The sequence below is a fragment of the Collinsella aerofaciens genome (assembly GCF_001404695.1).
In the GTDB taxonomy this organism is placed as follows: domain Bacteria; phylum Actinomycetota; class Coriobacteriia; order Coriobacteriales; family Coriobacteriaceae; genus Collinsella; species Collinsella aerofaciens_E.
In genome coordinates, this window is sequence record NZ_CZAQ01000010.1 from 34,795 (window position 1) to 57,698 (window position 22,904).

Consider the following 22,904-nt stretch of genomic DNA (forward strand, 5'->3'; position numbering starts at 1 on the left):
GAAAAGGAACGTCCCTAACTGCCGGTCAAAAAAACGAGCGAGGATCGCGGGGTCCTCGCTCGTTTTTTTGGGCAATGTTTCGACTGCGCCGTTACTTGTCGGCGGCTGTTTTCTTGGCAGTCGACTTCTTCGCGGTCGACTTCTTGGCGGCAGCGGCTTTCTTAGCCGTCGTCTTTTTGGCCGCCGTGGTCTTCTTTGTCGTGCTCGCCTTGGTCGTCGTCTTGCGGCCGCGGGCTGGCTTCTTCTCCTTGGTCGGGCAGTCCATGTTGACGCAGATGCGCCACGGACCGCGCGCCGTGTTGACCACCACGATGGGGGCGCCGCACTCGGGACAGGTCTCGCCCGTTGCCTCGAGTTTGCCACGCGCCGGTAGCGGATAGCTCACGCCGCAGTCGTCGTAGTTGGTGCAACGGATAAAGCGCTTGCCGCTCTTCTCGCTCTTGTGCGCGATCAGGTCGCCATGGCGTCCGGCCTCGGCACACACCTTGCACTCGCCCACCTTAAGGTCTGGCTCGTAGTTGGTGGGGCACGTCGGGTTCACGCAAATCTCGAAGGCCTTCTGGCGGAACGGCTGGCACTTGATGCGCGGCGCGCCGCATTCGGGACACACGGCGGCCTCGCCCTCGAGCGGGCTCACCTTAACGCCGCTCGGCACCGGATAGGTCACGTCGCAGTCGGGCCAGCCCATGCAGCCGATAAAGCTGCCGCGGGTCTTGGCGCTCGTCTTCATAACCAGATCCTTGCCGCACTTGGGGCAGGCGCCCACGCGCGCATCGGCCGTGACGGCGTCGCTGATGGCGTCGCCCAGCTCCTGCGTGTGCTTGAGCAGCTCGTCGAGCACGCCGGCCAGCAGCGCGCGCGAGTGCGTCACGACATGCTCTTCGGTGTCCTCGCCGCGCTCCACGCGGGTCATGTCGCCGTCGAGCTCACTGGTCATATCGGGGCTCGTAATGCGCGGGGCAAACTGCGACAGCGCGTCGATGATGGCGATGCCCAGCTGGCTCGGCTCAACGGGATCGTTTTTGAGATAGCGCACGGCATACAGGCGCTCGATGATGCTCGCGCGCGTGGACTTGGTACCCAGGCCGCGCTTTTCCATCTCCTGCACGAGCTTGCCCTGGCTGTAGCGCGCGGGCGGCTCGGTCTGCTTGGCCTCGAGCTTAATGTCGAACACGTCGACCGTGTCGCCCTGCTCCAGCGGCGGCATCTGCTCGTCGCGCTTGAGTCCGTACGGGTACGCCTCGCGGAAACCCGGGGTCACGAGCACATCGCCCGAAGCCACGAACGGCTCACCGTTCACGTCGAGCTCGAGCTTGGTATTCTCGATGGTCGCGGGACCCATAAGCGTCGCCAGGAAGCGGCGGGCGATGAGGTCGTAGAGCTTGCGCTGGCCGCCATCGAGCGTGGACGGATCGCCTTCGCCCGTGGGGTAGATGGGCGGGTGGTCGGTGGTCTCGACTTTGCCGCGCGTGGGCTTCATGGGGCCGGCGAGTACCTTTTTGCACACGGGCGCCAGCGCCGGGTTGATCTTTGCCAGGTCGCTCACCACGGCGCCCAGATCGAGCGTCGCGGGGTACACGGTGTTGTCGACACGCGGATAGCTGATGAGGCCCGCCATGTAGAGGGACTCGGCGATGCGCATCGTACGCGCAGGCGAGATGCCCTCGGCCGCGGCGGCAGCCTGCAGCGAGGTCGTCGCAAACGGCGTGGGCGGCTGCTGCTTGCGGGAGCGCTTGGTCACCGCGGCGACGGTTGCCGTCGTAGCGCCGTCGACGTGGCCGTACGCCGTCTCGGCAGCATCTTTATCGGTAAAACGTGCCGTCTTGTGCGCAATCTTAAAGCGGTCATCCTCGGCAGCACCCTGAGCGGCACCCATGCCGCGAATCTGCCAATAGTCCTCGGGCACAAACGCCATGCGCTCGCGCTCGCGCTCGACCACCAGGGCAAGCGTCGGCGTCTGCACGCGGCCGGCGGAGCGCACGTTGCCAAAGCCGCCAAACTTGGCGAGCGTCAGGTAGCGCGTGAGCACCGCACCCCAAATGAGGTCGATGTGCTGGCGGCTCTCGCCGGCGTCGGCCAGATTCTGGTCGAGCGAGACAAGATTATCGAAGGCCTGCGTAATCTCGGCCTTGGTAAACGAAGAATACTGAGCGCGGGCGACCGGCAAGTCCGGCGCGACCTCGCGCACCTTGTTGAGGGCGTCCGAGCCGATCAGCTCACCCTCGCGATCGAAGTCCGTGGCGATGATGACGCTGTCGGACTTCTTGGCAAGGTTCTTGAGCGAACGAATGAGCTCCTTCTCGGCCGGCAGCTTAATGACGGGCGCCCAGGTAAGGTAAGGCAGGCTCTCAAGCTTCCAGCCCTTGATGGAGATACCATCGGCAAGGAACGGCTTGCGCTTGGTGTCGTACGGCGGGCGGGCCAGGCCATCGGGCATATCGGCCGGCAACATCTCGCCGTCCTCGGTGACCGAATACCAACCCAGCTTTTTATCGAACAGCACACTGTCGCAAAAATCGGGTGCCAGGATGTGACCGGCAAGGCCGATGGTCACGCACTCCTCGCCCTTCCACTCAAAACGGTAGATGGCGGTGTTGTACACCTTGTCCTTTTTGGGCTTACCCGTGGACAGCCGCTCGGCGATTTGACGCGCGGCATCGTTTTTCTCGGCGATGATGAGCTTCAAAAGAGGCTCCTATCTCGTATCTCTGCGGCTACGCCCGCCCGTATGGCGGCCGACTTACGCCCTTGCTTGCTCAATCTGCCCGATGAGCCAATCGCACCAGGCATCCATGCCCTCGCCCTTGCGCGCGCTCACGGCAAACCGCGGCGCTTGCGGATTGAGGTCATCGAGTGTCTTAGTATACCTATCCATGTCAAAATCGAAAGCCGGGGCCACGTCGACCTTGTTGAGCAGCTGCGCGCCGGCGTGCTGGAAGATGCCCGGATACTTGATGGGCTTGTCGTCGCCCTCGGGCACCGAGAGAATCATGATGGACAGGTTCTCGCCCAGGTCAAAGTCGACCGGGCAGACCAGGTTACCCACGTTTTCGATAAAGATGACGTCGATGTTCTCCAGACCCACAGCCTGGTCGAAGGCATCGACAGCCTCCATGATCATGTTGCCCTCGAGGTGGCACAGACCACCCGTGTTGATCTGGATGGCGGGCATGCCGGCTTCCTTCATGATGATGGCGTCGACGTCCGAGGCGATATCGCCCTCGATGACGGCACAGCGCAGGCCGGCTTTGTCACGCAGGCGCTCGTTGGTGCCCAGGATCGTGGTGGTCTTGCCCGAACCGGGGCTCGACAGTACATTGATCACATAGGTGCCTGCCTCATTAAATCGCTGACGCAGCTGGTCTGCCAGACGCTCGTTGCGCGACAGGATCGGCGATGCGATATCAATCGTTTTCTCGGCCATACTCGGCACTCCTTACTTCCACACCTTTATGCCCACTCCCAAGTGGCTGGCGCATTAATCGTCGGGGGTCTCAATTTCGATGCTGGCGATGTCGAGCTCACGACCGTGCAGTAGGCGCACGTTGGCACCACCACACTGGGAACAGCGACAGTGGAAGCGATCGTGGTCGAAGACCTCGCCGCAGTCCAGGCACTCGCTTTGTGGATGGACCTCCTCCACGGCAAGCTCGCAGCCTCGCGTGAGCGGGTCCTCGTCGCGAAATGTCTCCCACGCAAAGTCGAGCGCCTCGCGCACGACCTCGGTCATATCCCCGATACGCAGCGTTACCAAAACGGCGCGCGAGGCCCCCGCCCCACGCGCCGCGCGAATCACTGTATCGAGTATGCCGTTGACAATGCCAACCTCGTGCATACCTATTTACTCCTCGTCGTCCGAGAACAGGTCCAGACGGCTCACGAACAGGCCCTCCTTGCCCTCGCGCGCAGTAATGACCACGCGAGCGATGGCGAGCGAAATCTCGTAGAGCGAAAGCAGGGCACCGTACATAAGGCCCAGCGTGACGGGCGAGCCGTCGGGCGTGATCACAGCCGAGCCCACGAGCAGGCCCACGTACACGTAGCGCCAGGCGCCGCGGAAAGCCGCGTAGGACACGATGTGGAAAACGGACAGGTAGAAAATGATGAGCGGCAGCTCAAACGCCACACCAAAGCCGATCATAAAGAGCAGCTCCATGTTGACGTAGTTCTCCAGATCGGGCAGCGCAGTTGCGACGGCAGAGGTCTCGCCGATGAGCCACTCAAAGCCCGCAGGAATGATGATGAAGTAGCAGAAGATGGCGCCCAGGAAGAACAGTACCGTCGAGGCGAGCACCGTGGGTACGACCCACTTGCGCTCGTTGGGACGCAGTGCCGGCAGGAAAAATGCCAGAATCTGCCAGATGATCATGGGCGTGCACATGACCACAGCCATCTTGATGGCCAGCGAGAAACGCAGGCCAAAGCCGCCGAGCGTGGTGGTGATGTAGAACTTACCGTCCGGCACAAAGGAGCGGATGGGGTCTTCCAGGATGTCGAGCACCACGGGCGTGGCGAAATACAGCACGATGGCGGCGGCAAACACCGATACGACCACGATGGTCAGGCGGCGACGGAGCTCTCCCAGGTGATCGAAGAGCGGCATGCGCGCAGGTCCGATAGGCATTACTCATCGCCTCCCTTCGGGGCGTCGGCGGCAGCGGCTTCGTCCTCGGCCTCGAGCTCACGAGCGAGCTGGTCGACGACGGCCTTGCGCTTGCGGGGACGACGGGCGTAGAGGTCGGCCGTCGTGGGCTCTGCCGGCTCGGGCTCGGGCTCCGGCTCTGCAGCGGAAGCAGACTCGGCGGCGGCATCGGCGCCCTCGGTCGCAGGCTCCTCGGCAGTATTCTCGTCCTCAGCAGCACCCTCACTCGCAGCCTTCTCGGCGGCAAGGCGCGCACGGCGCTCGGCAAAGGTCTCCTTCTTTGCGGGCGCGGCCGTCTCGATGGCATCCTCATCCGCATCGGAATCGTCATCGACAGCAGCCTTCTTGGGCTTGACCGGCGCCGAAGCGGCCTCGCTCACCGGATCGATAATCTCGGACTGAACAACTGCCGTCATCTTTTCCTGCGTCTCGCGGAACTGACGGATGGCACGGCCGATCGTGCGGCCCATCTGCGGGAGCTTATCCGGGCCAAACAGCAAAAAGCCGAAGACCACGATGATTGCGAGCTCACCCTCTCCAATACCAAACACACATACCTCCAAGGCTCGATGTGAGTCGAGCCCGCACCGCGCCATTCGGCCGGAACTCGTCTATTCATTCGGTCAAGTATAGCGCCCGGACGCCAAAACGTTCGAGCGCATCACAAACATATGCCAAACGGCACGCCCCTTTTGGGACAGGGCTTATGCGGCCGTGATCGAAATCTCCTGGTCGACACCCAACAGCTGAACCACGCGCATCACCGGGGGTTGCACGTTGGCGCAGCTAAAACGCTTGCCATGATCGACTGCGTGGTGCGCGGCGCCCACAAGCACGCCAATGCCCGTCGAGTCGATATAGCTCACCTGGGCAAAGTCGAGCTCAACGGCCTCGGTGGGCTGCTCAAGCGCCAAGTCGATGGCGTTACGCAAACTGTCGGCGTTAGAGATATCGATTTCGCCGGTCACCTTAATGGTGTAGAGCTCCGGCGTGGGGTTGGTGGAAATACCCAAATCCATGTATACGCTCCTTTGCGTATCGAAAGTGCGGAAAAGTACGCGGCGCGGACTTGCAGAGCTCTGCGCGCTAGGCGCGCTCGGCACGCGCGATCTCGGCAGCGACGAGCTTGACGGCCAGCACCAGTACGTCGAGCGCGGCCTCCAGGTCCTCGACCGTGGGATAGCTCGGCGCGATGCGGATGTTGGTGTCGCGCGGGTCCTTGCCATAGGGCCAGGTGGCACCAGCCGGCGTGAGCTTGACGCCCAGATCGGCACAAAGCGCGGCGACCTTTTGGGCCGAGCCCTCAGGACCATCGAAGCTCACAAAGTAGCCGCCGCGGGGATGCGTCCAAGTGGCGCAACCCGTGTTGCCCAGACCCTCGGTGAGCTTGCGCTCAACGGCCTCAAAGCGCGGGCGCAAAAACTCGGCATGCTTTTTCATATGCTCCTTGACCGCCTCAATGGTGGGAAGGAAACGCACGTGACGCAGCTGGTTGAGCTTGTCGGCGCTGATCAAGCCGGCCTTGAGGCGCTTGGAGAACTCCGCGATGACCGCAGGGCTCGCGCCGATAAAGCCGATGCCGGCGCCCGGGAAGGTAATCTTGGACGTCGAGGCAAAGGCCACCACGCGGTCCTCGGTGCCCGCCGCGCGAGCGAGGTCAAAGATATTGGCAAGCTCGTCGGTCTCGTCGTACAGGTCGTGCACGCAGTAGGCGTTGTCCCAGAAGATGCGGAAATCGGGCGCGGCCGTGGGCATCTCGACCAGGCGGTGCACGGTGTCCTCGCTAAAGGTGATGCCCGTAGGGTTGGAATACTTGGGCACGCACCAGATACCCTTGATGGAATCGTCGGCGGCAACGAGGCGCTCGATCTCGTCCATGTCGGGGCCGTTGTCGGTCATCGCAACGGGGACGTTCTCGATGCCCAAGTCGGCGGTGATGCCAAAGTGGCGATCGTAGCCGGGAACGGGGCACAGGAACTTGACCTTCTTGCCGTCGTGCGCGGCCTCGTAGGCATCCCAGGGCTCGCTGCCGCACGAACCACAGCGCCAGAACATGCCGGCGATGTCGTGCTCGATCAAAAGGCTCGACGAACCCAGCACGAGCGTCTGCTCGGCGGGGCAGCCCAGGAACTCCCCTGCCAACTTGCGTGCCGAGGGAATGCCCTCGAAGCAGCCGTAGTTGGAGCAGTCGACGTTGCCGTCGTGCAGATCGGCCTCGGCATTGAGGATATCGAGCATGGGGCGCGAGATGTCCACCTGGGAGGGCGACGGCTTGCCGCGGGCCATGTCGAGCGCCAGGCCCTTGGCCTTGACCTCGGCGACCTCGGCTTTGAGCGCCTCGATGGCGGCATCGAGTTCGGTGGTTTCCATCTTCTGGTAGATCGTCTGCATGGGTGCGACCTTTCGCGAAGCGGGACGTTGCAGTTCGTCTAAGTATAGACCGCCACCGCCGCAACGGTATGAAGCCGTGATAGATTAAGTTCATCGCAATGAATTACGACATCGCCGCGCATGCCGGCGTGGGGCGCCCAAGGAGGCATTATGGAATACGGTTCGTTTAGGGCTGAGGAATTCGGCGACCTGCAGCGCCTGATCGACGGGCTGTTTTACGACCGCCACGCCATCGACCGCCTGGACCTAATCGTGCAGGCCGAAATCTTGGACCTGGCGCCCGACCTTATGGAGATCGTGAACCTTTTGCCGCCCGGCTATTACGACCGCCAGTCACTTTGCGACCAGCTGAACTCCGCCTTAGCCGCCCACGGCTGGGGCGCCGTCTACGGCACCGTGGAATAGAACCACTCATTGGGGACAGACTTAAATGAGTAGTCCCAACCTGCCGGCACTTGGGTAGTCATTTAAGTCTGTCCCCAACGACTACCCAGTGACTAAAACGCCGCCTGTGATGGTGTTCACAGGCGGCGTTTTCAAACTTGCATGTGCCCTTACTCGTCCTTGGACGCGGGGTGCTTGCAGACCACACTCATGTAGATCATGCCCAGCACCGCGGCGGTAACGGATCCGGCAAGAATGGCGGCCTTTGCGGCCAGGACCTCAAACTCGGCCGTCGGGAAGGCAAGGCCGCTGATGAGAATCGACATGGTAAAGCCAATGCCGCCCAGAATGCCCACGCCGGCAATCATGTGCCAGTTAACGTTGCGCGGCAGCTCGGAGATCTTGAGCTTAACCAGGGCAAACGTCATGCCAAAGATGCCAATCGGCTTGCCCAGCAGCATGCCAAAATACACGCCGAGCGTCACCGGGTCGGTCAGCAGCGTGCCCATATCCACGCCCACCAGGCGAACCTGCGCGTTGACAAATGCAAAGATCGGCAGGATCACAAAGTTGACCGGCGTGGAGATCAGGCGCTCCATGCGAATGAGCGGCGGGGTCACGCGGTGCATGACGCGCTCGACTCTGGTAGTCGAGACGGTAAAGTCGTGCTGACCCAGGATGTGCGCCTCGTCGTCGTAGCGGTCGTCGAGCAACGGCAGGCACTCGCCCAGCCAATCGGTGAGGCTATCGAGCTTGACGCCGCACTTGGCCGGAATGGTGAAGGCCAAGATGACGCCGGCGAGCGTGGCGTGCACACCACTCTTAAACATACAGAACCACAGCAGCAGACCCAGCACCGAATACGGGGCAAGGCGGTAATGCTGCGTCTTGTTGAGCCACACGAGCGCGCAAGTCACAACCGCGGCGGCGCCCAACCAAAACGGGTTGGGACTCTGACCGTAGAAAATGGCGATGGCGGCGATGGAGATGAGATCGTCGGCGATGGCGAGCGTCGAGAAGAACACGCGCACGCCGTTGGGCACGCGGTTGCCCAAAAGCGATAGCACGCCCAGCGCAAAGGCGATATCGGTTGCCATGGGAATAGCCCAGCCGTTGTGCGCGCCGGCATGGTTAAAGATCAGGTAGATGCAGGCGGGAACGACGACGCCGCCCACGGCCGCCAACATGGGAAGCATGGCCTGACGCGGGTTCTTAAGCTCACCGACCGTCATTTCGTACTTAAGCTCGATGCCCACCAGCAAAAAGAAGATCGCCATGAGAAAGTCGTTGACAAAGACCTCGACGGTGAGGCCGGCCGTAAGGCTGCCAAGACCCACATACAGCGGGGTCTCCAAAAAGTGATGAATGGCCTCGTAGGCATCGGTGTTGGCACAGATGACTGCGGCGATGGCAGCGATCACCATGACGGCGGCGGAAATCGTGCCGTTCTCGGCAATGCGCTCCCAAATGTCGTGACGCTCAAAACGCTTGCGCTCACGAACGTTAAACAGCTGCTCGGGTGCTGCCATGGGCGGCTCCTTTCACGGGAAGGCTCCCGTCTTAAAAAAGCACGGCCCGCCCAAATGGCGGCGCCGCGCTCCAACGTATTACGCTTGCATCTAGCCTACCCTGCGCGACAAGCGCACAAGCGCGGCCGAAAAGCGGAACCACAGGTTGAACATTATTTGCTCAACGGCACGGGCGTGCCTGCCCAAGAGACGACGCGGCGCCGTGCACAAAAAACGACCGGAGCGCGGGGCGTCCGCGATCCGGTCGTGGCGTTCGGTCAACTAAACCTAGCAGGCGGCCATGATGGGGGCGGCGACCTGCTTCTTACGGGAGAGGACGCCCGGCATCCAGACGCCGTCGTGCTCGTCGGCAATGCCCAGGCCCTTCTGAGCGGCCTCGGTCTCGCCCTCGAGCAGGACCTGCGAGCCCTCCTCCATGATGTCGGTGATGCACAGGACGATGCCGTCGGCACCCTTCTCGGCGGCGTAGGCGCGCATGGCCTCGCGGATCTCGTCGATCATGCCGAGTGCGCGGCTCTTGTCGACGGTCTCGTACTGGCCGATGAGCAGCTTCTTGCCAGCGGGCTCGAACATCTTGATGTCGTTGCCGACCATCTCGGCTGCGGTGAAGGAGCCGGACGGACGGGTGAGGAAGACCTCCATGCCAAACTTGACCGGATCGACGCCCACCTGCTCGCCGAGCTTGGCGGCGACGGCGCGGTCGACATCGGTGGTGGTGGGGCTCTTGAGCATGAGCGTGTCGGTCATCATGGCCGAGAGCAGCAGCTTGGCCTGGACGTCGGAAAGCTCAACGCCGAGCACGCCGGCGAGCTTGGTGACGATGGTGCAGCTGGAGCCCCAGGGCAGGCAGATGTAATGCAGCGGGCCGGCGGTCTCGAAGTCGCCGATGCGGTGATGGTCGACGACGCCAAAGACCGTGGCGTCCTTAAGGCCTGCGACGGACTGGGCGGACTCGTTGTGGTCGGTGAGGACGACGAGCTGACCGGCCTCGACGGAATCGATCACGCGGGGCTCGGCAATGCCGGCGTCGGCGAGCAGCTTGGCAGACTCTGCCGGAAGCTGACCAAGGGCGCAGGCCTCGTAGGTGTTGCCGGCATACTCAACCTGGTTGAGCAGCTGGGACAGGACGACGGCGCTCATGATGGCGTCGTTATCGGGGTTCTGGTGACCAAAGACAAGAACGTTTGCCATGGATATCCTCCACTTGATATGTGTACTTGGACGTAGCTATGGTAGCACGCCGATGCCGAGCCTTCGCAGACGGAAGGGTCACGGCATATTTTGGGGCAGGCACGGGGGACAGGTTACTTTGCACCAGCTATTTGCCGGCGGCGCGCAGGGCTACGTAGGCGGCACCGATGATGCCGGCGTCGTTGCCGAGCGAAGCGACCTTAATGGGCGTCTCGCGCGAGGCGGAGAGCGCGTACTGCTTAAAGTGCTCGCGGACCTTGTCGAGGTAGACATCGGCCGAAGCGGAAGCACCGCCGCCGATCAGGAACATCTCGGGATCGACCACGTTGGCAATAAGCGCCAGGGCGCGGCCGAGATAGTCGGCCATGGTATCGGCAGCTGCCAGCGCGAGCTTGTCACCCTCGCGGCAGGCCTGGAACACGTCCTTGGAATCAGAAGGCCCGGTGAGCTCGATGGGCTCGACGCCCGCCTTCTTGCACTCGGCAAGGTAGTTGCTCACCACGCCGGTGGCGCTGGAATACTGCTCCAGATGGCCATGGCCGCCGCAGCCGCAGGTGCGCTCCTCAGCCGGGTTCAGGCACATGTGGCCAATCTCGCCGCCGGCGCCCACAACGCCCGATACCACGTCGCCGTTAACGATAACGCCGCCGCCCACGCCGGTACCAATGGTGACCATCACCACGTTCTGTACGCCCTTGGCAGAGCCGAGCCAGGCCTCGCCCATAGCAGCGGCGTTGGCGTCGTTCTCGTACTTAACGACCGCGTCGGGGCAGTGCTCCTGAATGGCGATCTTGAGCTCGGGCAGGATAATGGCAATGTTGGCCTTGACCTTGGCATCGCCCGATGCCGGGATGGGGCACGGAACGGCCAGGCCAATGCCCGACACAAAGGCGCGCGGAATCTGGGCCTTGGCGACCACCTGGTCGATAGCCTCGGTCACCGCGGCAAAGCCCGCGGCGTCAACGATAGGCGGCGTGGGCACGCTGGCCTTGGCCAGCAGGTTACCGTCCTCGTCGAACAGGCCCTCCTTAACCGAAGTGCCGCCGACATCAATGCCGATGTAGTACTGCTTAGGTTCCATGGGAGCCACCTTTCTCGTTTAAACATTGCCTGTATGGTACCGCTCCCAAGACAAAAACCTGCCAAAAAGGGACAGGTTTGTTTTGGCAGGTTTTATCTGGGAAAACACGAAGGCCCGCCCAACAGGTCGCGCAGGCCTTCGCCAAATACAAAGGCGCCGGGAGACGGAAAACTCCCAGCGCCCGTGAAAGGGACTGAATTGTCTGGTGAACCGCACACTCCGTCGCGGCGATAACGCCGACTAGGCCTTAAGCGCCTGCAGCAGCTTGTGGACCTCGATGAGCTCCGTGGCCATGACGCGCATGGTCTCGGTGCCGGCCATCTGGTCCTCGGCATGCAGCAGAATCAGCGGGGCTTCGCCGTTACGCTCGCCGTTGGCCTCCTTTTTGAGGAGCCCCATATGGACATCGTGGCCACCGTTGTAAGCCTCGTCGCCCTGCTTGATAAGTTCCTCAGCGGCGTCAAAATCGCCCTCCTTGGCCTTTTGCACGGCATTGATATACATGCTCTTGGCGGTGCCGACGTAGCTGATGATCTCGAAGCAGGTCATCTGCAGCTCATTCATATCCTCCATGTGCTGCACCTAGCCCATCACACTGACGCAGTGGTCGATGATGCCGGCGGCGTTCATGCGGCCGTAATCGACCATGTTGATGACCTCGACCGGGAAACGACCGGCGGCCTCCTTCTCAAAATCGCCCTTGGTGTAGCCAATCTGCGGACCGAGCAGCAGGATGTCGCACTCGTCCAGGTGATCGTGAGCCTCGTTCATGGGACGAGCCTCGACCTCGATGTCCAGACCGCGGTTCGCGACCTCGGCCTGCATCTTCTGGACCAGCAGACTCGTGGACATGCCGGCATTGCAGCAAAGCATGATCTTCTTCATGGTTTCCTCCTTATAACTGCGCGGCGCGCAGACGACAACTGGTTTTATTCCTTGCGGCTACTGTACCCACCCCCTGCGTCTTTACGCAGGGGGAGCCGCGAGCACCGGCACCGCGCACCGGCGCCCGCAACAATGAAAGGGAAAACGAACCGTTTAGGCGTTCTGCTCGGCAAGGGCCTCCTGCTTGGCGATGGCCTTCTCGGAGATCCTCATAAAGGGCAGGTAGACAGCCATGCCGATGACAAGCTCGAGAGCCTGCCACACGCCGGCGCGCCAGTCAAAGCCCGTGGCAAGCAGGGCGTTAATGACGGGAGGCATGGTCCAAGGCACCTGGGCGATGCAGGGGCTGATGATGCCCGCGCAGGTCAGGCCATAGGTGATGCCGATGAACAGGTCGGGAAGAAGCACGAACGGAATCATGAGCGGCAGGTTGTACACGACGGGGTAACCGTAGATGACCGGCTCGTTGATGTTAAACAGGCCAGGAACGATAGCCATCTTGGCAACGGTCTTGGAAGCCTTGTTCTTAGAGAACAGGAAGGTATCGAGCAGGAGCATGAGGGTGCAGCCCGAGCCGCCGATAAGGGCGAAGCTGTTGACGATCTGCATGTTCATGTAGTGATCGGGCTGGATGGTGCCGCCGGCGGCAAAGGTAGCCATGTTGTCGACGATGAGCATGGTCAGGATCGGCTCGACGGTAGCGCCAGAGATGGTGGACTGGTGAATGCCGACGCAGAACAGCAGGTTCGCAAGAGTGTAGATGAGGATAACAGCCCACGGACCGGCGTTCATGATGCTCTTGAGCGGGTTGGAAATGCACGTGGAGATGATGGTGCACAGATCGGTGCCGGCAAACACGGCGAGCAGAGCCGCGGCAATGGCGAAGATCGAGAGGTTGAGCAGCATCGGGATCATGACGTTAAAGGAGTTGGAGACCGCGGGGGGCACACCCTCGCCCAGCTTTACTTTAAGCTTTTCGACGCCGGAAATCTTGATGAAGAGCGTGACGGAGAGCAGGGCGATGATAATAGCCGCGAACAGACCGTTGGTACCGGTGTTGGCAGTCGAAAGGGCGCCCGTGACCTCGGCAGAGGTGATCTTGTCGGTGAGCAGCGGGCTCGTGGCGGCAAGCGTGGCGGTGATCTGCTGCGGCATCATGATAACGAAAGCGGAGATGGCGACGACCACGCAGGCAAGCGGGTTATCGAAGCGCTCGTTCTTAGCGAGGCTGTAGCCGATCAATCCGGCCAAGATAATGGCAGAGACGTTGAGGGTGCCCAGCGTAATTGCCGAGCCCCAGGTCTGAAGGTTGGCAAGGCCCGCTGCATCGAGCGGGAACAGAGGGAACACGACGTTGTTAATAAGAACCGCGATACCCGCAAGGATATAGAGCGGCGTGATGGTTGCGAAGGCATCGCGCAGGGAACGCAGGTGAACCTGGTTTCCCACCTTCGCAGAGACCTCGGCAAATTTGTCGAGGAAGCTCTTTCCGTTTTCACTGGCCATGATTGCTCCTAACTATCAAATCCGGCCTTTTCCTATGCGCACGGTGGTCTGTCGCCCTTTGCCACCAGATGTGCCATGTTTTGCGCGCGGCGGCGCGCGGTCTGGGCGTTCGCCTGGTCGCTAGTCAACCACGTGGGTCGTTGCGACCTGCTTGAGCCAAGCTGCCGACTTCTTAAGGCGGCGCTTGTAGCCGTCCATAAGGTCGACCTCGACAAAGCCGTAACGGTTCTTAAAGGCATTAGCCCAAGACCAGTTATCGATGACGGCCCAATAATGGTATCCGCGGCATTTGGCGCCCTCGGCGATTGCCTTGGCAACCCACTCCAGGTGCTGGCGCACAAAGTCGACGCGGTAATCGTCCTGAATGGTGCCCTCGGCGTCACGGTTCTTGTGTTCGTCCATGATGCCGATACCGTTCTCGGACACAAACCACTCAAGATCGGGGTAATTCTTAGCGCAGTCCATGCCAAAGTCGTAGAGACCCTGCGGGTAGATCTCCCAGCCGCGGCTCTCGTTCATAACGGCGTCAGGCCACACGTACTCGTCGGCAAAGTGCGGCAGACCGTACTGGTCGATCTTGCTCGCCGGGGCCTGAACGCGCGTGGGATGGTAGTAGTTGCAACCGAGCCAGTCGACAACACCCTGCTTGAGGATCTCTTGGTCGCCGGCACGGAACGGAAGTTTAACGCCGCCCTCGGCCAGGCTGTCGAGCACGTCGGCGGGAAGCTCGCCCTTGGTAATAAGGTCGAGCCACCAGCGATTGTTGATACCGCTGGTCATACGCACGGCCTCGAGGTCTGCCTCGCTGGGGTTCTCCTTGGTATAGACCGGGGTAAAGCAGTTGATCATGCCGATCTTGGCGTCGGCGCGAACGGCGCCCTCGTCATAGGCGCGGCGGTAGTTGGCCACGGCCAGCGCGTGCGCCAGCGAGATGTGATACTGCACGGTGCGAGCGCGGTTATAGTCATGGAGCTGCGGGTACCACACGCCCTCCTGATAGCGCTGCTCGGGCTCGACGATGGGCTCGTTAAAGGTGAACCAGTACTTGATCTCCTGGCCAAACTCGCGGAAGGCGACGTCGGCGTAATGAGCGTAAGCCTCGACGACCTCGCGGCTCTCCCAACCACCACGGTCAAAGAGGTAGGTGGGCATGTCAAAGTGGTACAGGTTGACGAACGGCTCCAGGCCGGCCTCGCGAGAAGCACGGAACAGCTCGTGATACCACGCGGCGCCCTCCTCATTGAGGTTGCCGTTAGCATCGAGCAGGCGACTCCACTGGATGGAGGTGCGGTAGGTATCCAGGCCCAAGTCCTTCAAAATGCGAAGGTCCTCCTGGTACTTAGCCATAAAGTCATTGCCAGCATAAGAGCCAACGCGGTTATAGAACGAATCCAGATCCTGGATGGACCAGGTGTCCCACAGGTTCTCGAGCTTGCCGCCCTGGTTCCACTGACCCTCAGTCTGCGGGCCGGACATAGCGGCGCCAAAGAAGAAGTCACGGGGCAGCTGATACTGTGCCATCGAAGTCCTCGCTTTCGTGTTCTAGAGCTTCCGGTTGGAGACGGGTTTGCCTTGGCAGGTTATCCGGCGCGGGCGCGCACCGGATATCTGGATATTCAGCCCGCCAAAACAAAACCGTCCCCAAACGGTCGGTCCTGCCGTTCGGCAGGGTTCCGTTCGTTGGCTACAACTATAGCGCTCTAATTTTATAAGTAAAGCGTCTTTTTCTTTTTTCTTTCTCGAACTTCTTAGATAAGAATTATATGGATGCCTCGCAGAGGGTTATACTTACTTTTGTATCCATGTATGTCGGAAAGGGGGTTCCATGATTCCCAAATACGAGGCGATAGCTGCGGATATCCGTCGAAGCATCGAGGACGGCGCTCTTAAGCCGGGTGACAAGCTGCCCACCGTCGTTGAGTTCTGTGAGCTCTATAGCGTTTCTAAAATCACCGTTAAACGAGCGATTGAGCAGATTACCGAGGAAGGTCTTATTACCAGCCGGCGCGGATCGGGCACCTACGTCAAGGACACGGCGGGGCTTCCCGGCAAGGCGTTTTTCCAGGGCAAGAACGACCGCGCCGCGGGTTTTTCGCATGAGCACCGCGGGGAGAAGGTGTCCTCGGTAGTCTACGATTTCTCGATTGTCAATCCACCAGCGGACGTCGCCGCTCAGCTGGGAATTGCCGAGGATGACTTTGCCTATCACATCGTGCGCGTGCGCCAGGTGGACGAGAAGCCCATCGTTATCGAGTACACCTACATGCCCCTCGAATTGATCCCGGGCCTTAAAAAGAAAGATCTGTACGGATCGGTCTACAGCTTCATCCGCGAGCAATGTGGGCTGAAGATTTCGAGCTTCCACCGCACCATCCGCGCCGTAGCGGCAACCGAGGAAGAAGCTGAGCGCCTGGGCACCAAGCCCGGCTCTCCCCTACTCGAACTCAGCCAGATTGGCTTTTTAGATAGCGGCATCGCCTTTGAGCATTCGATCTCGCACAACGTCGGCGACCGCTTTGAGCTGCACAACGTAACGTTGGCATAGATTTTTGTAGTCATGCGGGCGCTCGTTTTGGCTCATTTAGAGCGGGCGGCCGCGCAACGCCATGGGGGTATGAACATGTCCGATTTGATTAAACTGACGCCGATTTTCCACGAGAAGATCTGGGGCGGTCGCCAGCTCGAAACCGTATTTGGCTACGACATTCCCGAGGGTCCCATCGGTGAGTGTTGGGCCATCTCGGCCCATCCCAACGGCGACTGCCAGATTGCGGAGGGCCCGTATGCCGGTCACACGCTCTCGTGGCTGTGGGCCGAGCACCGCGAGCTCTTTGGCAACTGCGAGGGCAAGGAGTTCCCGCTGCTCATTAAGATTCTGGACGCCAAGGACGACCTTTCGATCCAGATTCATCCCAACGACGAGTACGCCGCCGAGCACGAGAACGGCAGCCTGGGCAAGACCGAGTGCTGGTATGTGCTGGACTGCGAGCCCGGCGCCACGATTATCGTCGGGCAGCGCGCCAAGGATCGCGCCGAGGCCGCACAGATGATCAAGGACGGCCGCTGGGACGACATGCTCAACGTGCTGCCGATTCACAAGGGCGACTATTTCCAGATTGACTCCGGCACCGTGCACGCCATCAAGACCGGCACGCTCATTTTGGAAACGCAGCAGTCGAGCGATGTGACCTATCGCCTGTACGACTACGACCGTCCCGGCACCGACGGCAAACTGCGTCCCCTGCACATTGAGCAGAGCCTCGACTGCATCGATTTTGACGTTCAGGCTCCGACCGACGGCACGGTGACCGCGCCCGAGATCGATGGCGTGACCGAGCTCGAGTCTAACTCCTGCTACACCGTCGATCGCGTGCGTGTCAACGGCAGCAAGACCCTCGACCAGCGCTGGCCCTTCATGTGCCTGTCGGTCATCGACGGCGAAGGCACCGTCTGCGGCGACCCCGTCCACAAGGGAAGCCATCTGCTAGCCCCCAGCACCGTCACCTCCATCGACCTCGAAGGCAAAATGGAACTGATCATCTCGCACCTGTAAGCCACCGGTCCCCAAGTGCTCGCCGGGATGGGCGCGGGGTTTGATCGCCTGCTCGGGCAGTCCTGCTCGCACGGAGAGCACATTAAGTGCTCTCCGGCTCGTGCGGAACTCGCGATCGACCAAACCCCGCGCCCATCCCGGCGAACCTCTGGACAGCAGCAACAACCTAAAAGCAACAAGGGGCTCTCCCGTCCATCAACGGGGGAGCCCCTACTCATATCCATTTATCAGCCCACCCGGCTCTCCAGACCAAAAAGCGAACGAGCAGAGCGTTGTTCGCAAGCAACGTTACCTGAGGACCTGGGTGGGCGTATAGGGCAACATCGGTCGCGAGTTCCGCACGCAAAGGAGAGCACTTAATGTGCTCTCCGTCTTGCGCAGGACTGCCCGAGCAGGCGACCAAAGCCCCCGGCGTGCCCGCCAGCCGGATGTACGGGTTTTCCAGGTGCGGCAGATCGGCCTGAAAGAGGAGGGCATAGACCTTGAGGCCATGCCCGACGATTGAAGGCCGAGGTGCCGTGCCTGGGAAAGCCGCCTAGGTCAGTTTCACTATAGGTGCAAAGCCCTTCATTAGCTTTTTGGTCTGGCCGGTCTTTTCGAATTGAACCTCGATCATGTCTCCGGCGACCGAGATCACGGTACCCGTGCCAAAGGTCTTGTGGCTCACGGTATCGCCCGCGGCAAAGTCCTGCGACGCGCTCGCGCGATCGACCTTGCGCTCCACCGTCGGCGACACCTTGGACGACGGCTTTTTGGCTCGCGATGCACCCGAGCCAAAGGTCGAGGCGACACGGCCGGCGTCGGGCGAGACCCCGCGATGACGCTCGGTCCCATAACTGCTGCCGCCAAAGAAATCGTCGAAGCTCGATCCGCCACGCGAGGCGGAACCGCCGGTCGAGCGCGTATGCGAGCCAAACACCTTGCCGCCGTACATATCCGAGCCCATGCCCGAGCCAAAGGTGCCGCGACGGTCGCCGCGCTTCTCCCAGCCCGTGCCCTCAAAACCGGCAGAACCGATACCGCTGAACTCGATATCCTCAAACGGAATCTCGTTGAGGAAGCGCGAGCGCGGGTTGGCAGAAGTTGAGCCGTACGTACGGCGCGTGGCCGCATAGGTCAAGAACAGGCGCTTACGGGCACGCGTGATGGCGACGTAGGCCAGGCGACGCTCCTCCTCGAGCTTGCCCGGATCATCGCTGCCGCCAAAGTCGTGCACATGCGGGAAGATACCCTCCTCCATGCCGGCCACGAACACCGCCGGGAACTCCAGGCCCTTTGCGGAGTGGATGGTCATCATGGTGATGGCATGCGTCTCGCCGGCCAGGGAATCCAAGTCGGAACGTAGGGCCAGCCACTCCATGAGCGCCGGCAGCGCCTTGCAGGTAAGCGGGCCATAGGTGCGCTCAATCTCATCGGCATGCACGGCACCCGCCGGCAACTCCGTCGGCGCGGCATATGCGTTGCCCGCGATGGCGGCGGCCAGGGCGTCCTGCGGCGAGAGTGCCGGAGCGGCCAGGCTATCGAGCGGATTGGTGCCCGCGGCGTCACGTGCGCCGATGGGCACTTCAAACGAAGATGCCGGGGCGGAGGGTCCCGGCTCGGGCGCGGGCGCACTCACCACGACGGGCTCGGGCTCGGCGCCGGCAGGCACGTCGGCAACGCCGGCAGCGCGCAACTCCTCCAAGCTCTCGAGCGTGCCCTCGATATCCTCGTGCGTCTCCTCAAATTCGGCGGCGACGCCCAGGAATTCCTGGATGTTCTCGGCACGGCTCTCGGATTCCATGGTGCCCTCGGCGCGAAAAGCCCGCAGCAGGCCCGTCTTATCGACGATCATCTCGACGACGTCCTTGAGCTCGCCGTCCATGCGACGGCCCTCGCGCACCAGCGCCACAAAGTTCGACAGGCCATTGCGCACCTTGGCGCTAAACATGCCCGTCTCGGCTGTCGCAATCTCGCAGGCCTGGAAGAACGAGCAACGGTTGTCGCGCGCCAGCTGCTCAATCTTTTGGATCGAAGTGGAGCCGATGCCGCGACGCGGCGTGTTGATGACGCGCTTGACGCTCATCTCGTCGGCCGGGTTCACGATCATCTTGAGGTAGGCCATGACATCGCGGATCTCGGCACGGTCGAAGAATCGCGTGCCGCCCACGATCTTGTAGGGCACGCCCGCACGCAGGAACATATCTTCGAGAATACGCGACTGGGCGTTGGTGCGGTAGAACACGGCGATATCGTCGTAGCTCGTACCCTTGGCATGCAGCTTCTCGATCTCGCCGGCAATCCAGCGGCCCTCGTCGCGCTCATCGCTCGCCTGGAAGGCTTGGATCTTCTCGCCATCGCCCTCGGCCGTAAACAGGCGCTTGTCCTTGCGCTGCGAGTTGTGGCGCACCACGGCGTTGGCGGCGCTCAGGATATGCCCCGTGGAGCGGTAGTTTTGCTCCAGCTTGACGGTCTTGCAGTTTTTAAAATCCTGCTCAAAGTCCAGGATGTTGGTGATGTCGGCGCCGCGCCAGCTGTAAATGGACTGGTCGTCATCGCCCACGACCATGAGGTTTTGGTACTTGGCTGCCAGCAGGTTGGCGATCTCGTACTGGACGTGGTTGGTGTCCTGATACTCGTCGACGCTAATGTAGCGGAAGCGCTCCTGGTACTTATCGAGCACCTCGGGGCGGGTGCGCAGCAGCTCGAGCGTGCGCACGAGCAGGTCGTCGAAGTCCATCGCATTGGCGGCGCGCAGGCGGCGCTCCAGCTCCAGGTAGACCTGCGCGGCCTTTTTGTCATTGGGGCTGTCGGCGGATTTGAGCATGTCCTCGGGCCCGATCATGGCGTCTTTAGCCGAGCTGATCTTGCTGCGGATCATGTTGATGGGGAACTGCTTTTGCTCAATGCTGAGCGCCTGCATAATGTCGCGCACCATGCGCTTTGAGTCGTCATCATCGTAGATGGTGAACTGACCGGTGTAGCCCAGCAGGTCGGCGTCCTCGCGCAGCATGCGCACGCACATGGCGTGGAAGGTGCACACCCACATGCCGCGGGTGCCACTGGGGATGAGCGCTGCCAGACGCTCGCGCATCTCGGCCGCGGCCTTGTTGGTAAACGTGATGGCAAGAACCTGCCAAGGCTTAACGCCCAGGTCGCCGAGCATATGTGCGATACGGAAGGTCAGGACGCGGGTCTTGCCCGAGCCGGCGCCGGCAAGTACCAGCAACGGACCCTCGGTGGTGAGCACCGCCTCGCGCTGGGCGGGATTAAGGCTGTCGATGTCGACAAGCGGCTTTGCGGGCGCAGGAGCCGGCGCGGGGGCGTCGTAGATGTCGAGCGGGACAAGTTCGGGTTCCGGCGCGGCGGGGGCGGCGTATGCATCGAGTGGCACGGGTTCCGGCGCGGGCGGCACGGGTACCGCGGTGTTCTTTTCCCAGGGCAAGGGCTGGGTCATGGGCGACTCCTCATCTGACGGACGGCGCGCCTGCGGGCAGCGCCATAGTTTGAGCCGTACCAGTATACCGAGCCGCACGGACACCGACGCAAATCACACCACGACTCCGTGCGCCGCCGCCAAACCTGACCCCATTGGACCAATCACGGAGCCACCGATGTCACGGCAACGGTAGCGAGCGGCGGCCAGAGCGAACAAATCGGCATGAAAAGAGGGCGGCATAGACCTATTGGTCATGCCGCCCTCTTTGAATGACAAGTTGTCGCTCTGGCCGCCGCGCAGCGTCAACCAAGTTATAGGCCGAGCATAGGCTCCAGAACGAAGAAATATGCGAGCACTACGATGCCCAGGATGATGCGGTAAACACCGAAGCACTTAAAGTCGTGACGGCGAACGAAGCCCATGAGCCACTTGATGGCGATGAGCGAAACCACAAAGGCCACAACGCAGCCCACGCCCAAGATAGCGACCTCGTTGGCACCGAACGTACCGCCCTTAATAAAGTACTTGACCAGCTTGAGCGCACTCGCGCCAAACATGACAGGGATGGCCAGGAAGAACGTAAACTTGGACGCCACCGAACGCGTGCAGCCCAAAAGCAGGCCACCGATGATGGTGGAGCCAGAGCGCGACGTACCCGGCACCAGCGAGAGCACCTGGAAGCAACCGATGCCCAGTGCGGTCTTCCAGCTCAGGTCCTCGAGCGTAGCGATGGAACCAAAGTCCAGGTTATCGTCATCGTCGTCTGCAGCGGCAGTCGCAGCGGGTGCGGCAAAGTGTGCGCCAGCGGGACGCCCACCCGACGTCACGGCACGAGAACCAAACGAACCGGCAAGAGCAGCCTGCTCGCGCTTGTTCGCGCGCCAGTTCTCGATCACGATAAACAGCACGCCGTATACGATGAGCGCCAGTGCCACGACGGGAGCATTGTAGAAATGCTCCTCCATCCAGTCGTTGAGCGGCAGACCGATTGCCGCGGCGGGAATGCAGCCGAGCACAATCTTGCCCCACAGCACCCAGGTGTCGCGACGGCCCTCCTTGCCCTTGCTGGGAGAAAACGGGTTAAGGTCGTAGAAGAACAGGACGCAGACGGCCAAAATGGCGCCAAGCTGGATCACGACCAGGAACATATTCCAGAACGTCTCGCTCACGTTCATCTTGACGAACTCGTCCACCAAGATCATGTGACCGGTCGACGAAACGGGCAGCCATTCGGTAATGCCCTCGACCAGGCCCATGAAGGCAGATTTTAGAAGCTCGATGATATCCAAAGGAACCCCCTCGTTAGACACCCGCCGATATTATTCTGCGGACGGTGCAGGCGATGTCCCATTATCAACCGTTCGAGCGCGTCTGCGCCTACCCTTACCAAAAAACTCGCCCGTTCACAGAATTGCGAGCGGTCAAACCCAAATCCTTGGGTATAACTGCAACAAGATAAAGTGTCCGGCGGCCACGCATCCGCGCCCGCCCGACGCACGAGCCCCGCGCCCGTGCGATAGACCAAGGAGGAAACCATGAACGAGGGCTACACCAAGGTATTTGTTTCACTCGACGGTACTGAGCAGCAGGATTTTGTGCTCGCACGCGCCATCAAGGTCGCCGCGAACAACGGCGCTAAGCTGATTATCGGCCACGTTATCGATTCCACGGCGCTCGAGAGCGCCGGTTCCTATCCGGTCGATCTGGTCAACGGTCTGGAGGAGGCATTTAACAACTCCATCGCCAAGCAGCTCGAAGAGGCCAAGGCCAATCCTGATATTCCCGAGGTCGAGGTCATGATTCGCGCCGGCCGTATTCGCGAGACGCTCAAAGACGAGATGCTCGACGTGGTCAAGCCCGACCTGGTGCTCTGCGGCGCCCGCGGCCTGTCCTCGATCAAGTATGCGCTACTGGGCTCGATTTCGACGTTCCTGCTGCGCAACACCGACTGCGATATCCTGGTCGTGAAGTAGCGTTGCTCCCACCGGCCGCGGGGCCTTCGCAGCCTTACTTCAGCGAGCTGGCTGATAAGAAAGATGGCGCGCCGCCCCGATCGGGGCGGCGCGCCATCTTTCTTATCAGCCAGCTCGCTGAAGTAAGGCTGCGAAGGCCCCGCGGCCGGTGGGAGCAACGCTACTTCACGACCAGGATATCGCAGTCGGTGTTGCGCAGCAGGAACGTCGAAATCGAGCCCAGTAGCGCATACTTGATCGAGGACAGGCCGCGGGCGCCGCAGAGCACCAGGTCGGGCTTGACCACGTCGAGCATCTCGTCTTTGAGCGTCTCGCGAATACGGCCGGCGCGAATCATGACCTCGACCTCGG

21 protein-coding genes are annotated in these 22,904 nt (G+C 61.4%); 4 read left to right on the forward strand and 17 right to left on the reverse strand.

Going from position 1 to position 22,904, the window contains the following annotated elements; genetic code table 11:
- Positions 1–91 precede the first annotated feature (91 nt).
- From AQ996_RS03945 to AQ996_RS03975, 7 genes are all read right to left on the reverse strand, one after another.
- Positions 92–2,686, reverse strand: a complete 2,595-nt coding sequence (locus tag AQ996_RS03945) for a DNA topoisomerase I (protein ID WP_055251235.1) — start codon at positions 2,684–2,686, stop codon at positions 92–94.
- A gap of 54 nt (positions 2,687–2,740) precedes the next feature.
- Positions 2,741–3,424, reverse strand: a complete 684-nt coding sequence (hypB, locus tag AQ996_RS03950; protein WP_055251237.1) for a hydrogenase nickel incorporation protein HypB — start codon at positions 3,422–3,424, stop codon at positions 2,741–2,743.
- A gap of 54 nt (positions 3,425–3,478) precedes the next feature.
- Complete coding sequence (locus AQ996_RS03955) at positions 3,479–3,835, reverse strand: hydrogenase maturation nickel metallochaperone HypA/HybF (protein ID WP_055251239.1); 357 nt, start codon at positions 3,833–3,835, stop codon at positions 3,479–3,481.
- 6 nt (positions 3,836–3,841) lie between these two features.
- Entirely contained in the window at positions 3,842–4,624 is a 783-nt protein-coding gene (gene tatC / locus AQ996_RS03960) for a twin-arginine translocase subunit TatC (protein WP_055251241.1), read from the reverse strand.
- Positions 4,624–5,193: a twin-arginine translocase TatA/TatE family subunit gene (locus tag AQ996_RS03965; protein ID WP_172674605.1), complete on the reverse strand. Its 570-nt coding sequence runs from the start codon at positions 5,191–5,193 to the stop codon at positions 4,624–4,626. Before AQ996_RS03965 ends, tatC begins: the two co-directional genes overlap by 1 nt.
- Positions 5,194–5,346: 153 nt before the next feature.
- Positions 5,347–5,661, reverse strand: coding sequence for an STAS domain-containing protein (locus AQ996_RS03970; protein WP_055251245.1), 315 nt, complete (start codon positions 5,659–5,661; stop codon positions 5,347–5,349).
- Positions 5,662–5,728: 67 nt separating this feature from the next.
- Positions 5,729–7,033: an aspartate aminotransferase type Ic gene (locus tag AQ996_RS03975; protein WP_055251247.1), complete on the reverse strand. Its 1,305-nt coding sequence runs from the start codon at positions 7,031–7,033 to the stop codon at positions 5,729–5,731.
- 150 nt (positions 7,034–7,183) lie between these two features.
- Here AQ996_RS03975 and AQ996_RS03980 point away from each other — a divergent pair, with 150 nt between their 5' ends.
- Positions 7,184–7,438, forward strand: a complete 255-nt coding sequence (locus tag AQ996_RS03980) for a hypothetical protein (protein WP_055251249.1) — start codon at positions 7,184–7,186, stop codon at positions 7,436–7,438.
- Positions 7,439–7,587: 149 nt separating this feature from the next.
- On the opposite strand, the gene nhaA is transcribed toward AQ996_RS03980, so the two are convergent.
- From nhaA to AQ996_RS04015, 7 genes are all read right to left on the reverse strand, one after another.
- A complete protein-coding gene (gene nhaA, locus AQ996_RS03985; RefSeq protein WP_055251251.1) occupies positions 7,588–8,946 on the reverse strand; it encodes a Na+/H+ antiporter NhaA in 1,359 nt (452 codons plus the stop codon).
- Between the two features lie 267 nt (positions 8,947–9,213).
- Positions 9,214–10,137, reverse strand: a complete 924-nt coding sequence (locus AQ996_RS03990; RefSeq protein ID WP_055251253.1) for a manganese-dependent inorganic pyrophosphatase — start codon at positions 10,135–10,137, stop codon at positions 9,214–9,216.
- Positions 10,138–10,264: 127 nt separating this feature from the next.
- The gene (locus AQ996_RS03995; RefSeq protein ID WP_055251255.1) at positions 10,265–11,218 is read right to left on the reverse strand and encodes an ROK family protein; all 954 of its coding nucleotides are present in this window, start codon (positions 11,216–11,218) and stop codon (positions 10,265–10,267) included.
- A gap of 240 nt (positions 11,219–11,458) precedes the next feature.
- Entirely contained in the window at positions 11,459–11,791 is a 333-nt protein-coding gene (locus AQ996_RS04000) for a PTS sugar transporter subunit IIA (protein WP_199412282.1), read from the reverse strand.
- A 9-nt stretch (positions 11,792–11,800) separates the two neighbouring features.
- Positions 11,801–12,103, reverse strand: coding sequence for a PTS sugar transporter subunit IIB (locus AQ996_RS04005; RefSeq protein ID WP_055251257.1), 303 nt, complete (start codon positions 12,101–12,103; stop codon positions 11,801–11,803).
- A gap of 153 nt (positions 12,104–12,256) precedes the next feature.
- Positions 12,257–13,609, reverse strand: coding sequence for a PTS sugar transporter subunit IIC (locus AQ996_RS04010; protein ID WP_055251259.1), 1,353 nt, complete (start codon positions 13,607–13,609; stop codon positions 12,257–12,259).
- A gap of 120 nt (positions 13,610–13,729) precedes the next feature.
- The gene (locus AQ996_RS04015; protein ID WP_055251261.1) at positions 13,730–15,130 is read right to left on the reverse strand and encodes a glycoside hydrolase family 1 protein; all 1,401 of its coding nucleotides are present in this window, start codon (positions 15,128–15,130) and stop codon (positions 13,730–13,732) included.
- Positions 15,131–15,434: 304 nt separating this feature from the next.
- On the opposite strand from AQ996_RS04015, the gene AQ996_RS04020 reads away from it, so the two are divergent.
- On the forward strand, positions 15,435–16,154 hold the full coding sequence (locus tag AQ996_RS04020) for a GntR family transcriptional regulator (RefSeq protein WP_055251263.1): 720 nt from the start codon (positions 15,435–15,437) through the stop codon (positions 16,152–16,154).
- A gap of 75 nt (positions 16,155–16,229) precedes the next feature.
- Complete coding sequence (locus AQ996_RS04025) at positions 16,230–17,162, forward strand: type I phosphomannose isomerase catalytic subunit (RefSeq protein WP_055251265.1); 933 nt, start codon at positions 16,230–16,232, stop codon at positions 17,160–17,162.
- A 535-nt stretch (positions 17,163–17,697) separates the two neighbouring features.
- On the opposite strand, the gene AQ996_RS04030 is transcribed toward AQ996_RS04025, so the two are convergent.
- Both AQ996_RS04030 and AQ996_RS04035 read right to left on the reverse strand, forming a co-directional pair.
- On the reverse strand, positions 17,698–20,598 hold the full coding sequence (locus AQ996_RS04030; protein WP_070097124.1) for an ATP-dependent helicase: 2,901 nt from the start codon (positions 20,596–20,598) through the stop codon (positions 17,698–17,700).
- Positions 20,599–20,891: 293 nt separating this feature from the next.
- Positions 20,892–21,869, reverse strand: a complete 978-nt coding sequence (locus AQ996_RS04035; RefSeq protein ID WP_055251267.1) for an undecaprenyl-diphosphate phosphatase — start codon at positions 21,867–21,869, stop codon at positions 20,892–20,894.
- 246 nt (positions 21,870–22,115) lie between these two features.
- Here AQ996_RS04035 and AQ996_RS04040 point away from each other — a divergent pair, with 246 nt between their 5' ends.
- Positions 22,116–22,553: a universal stress protein gene (locus AQ996_RS04040; protein WP_055251269.1), complete on the forward strand. Its 438-nt coding sequence runs from the start codon at positions 22,116–22,118 to the stop codon at positions 22,551–22,553.
- A 160-nt stretch (positions 22,554–22,713) separates the two neighbouring features.
- On the opposite strand, the gene AQ996_RS09920 is transcribed toward AQ996_RS04040, so the two are convergent.
- On the reverse strand, positions 22,714–22,904 hold a 191-nt coding region (locus tag AQ996_RS09920; RefSeq protein ID WP_172674606.1), incomplete at its 5' end, for a universal stress protein.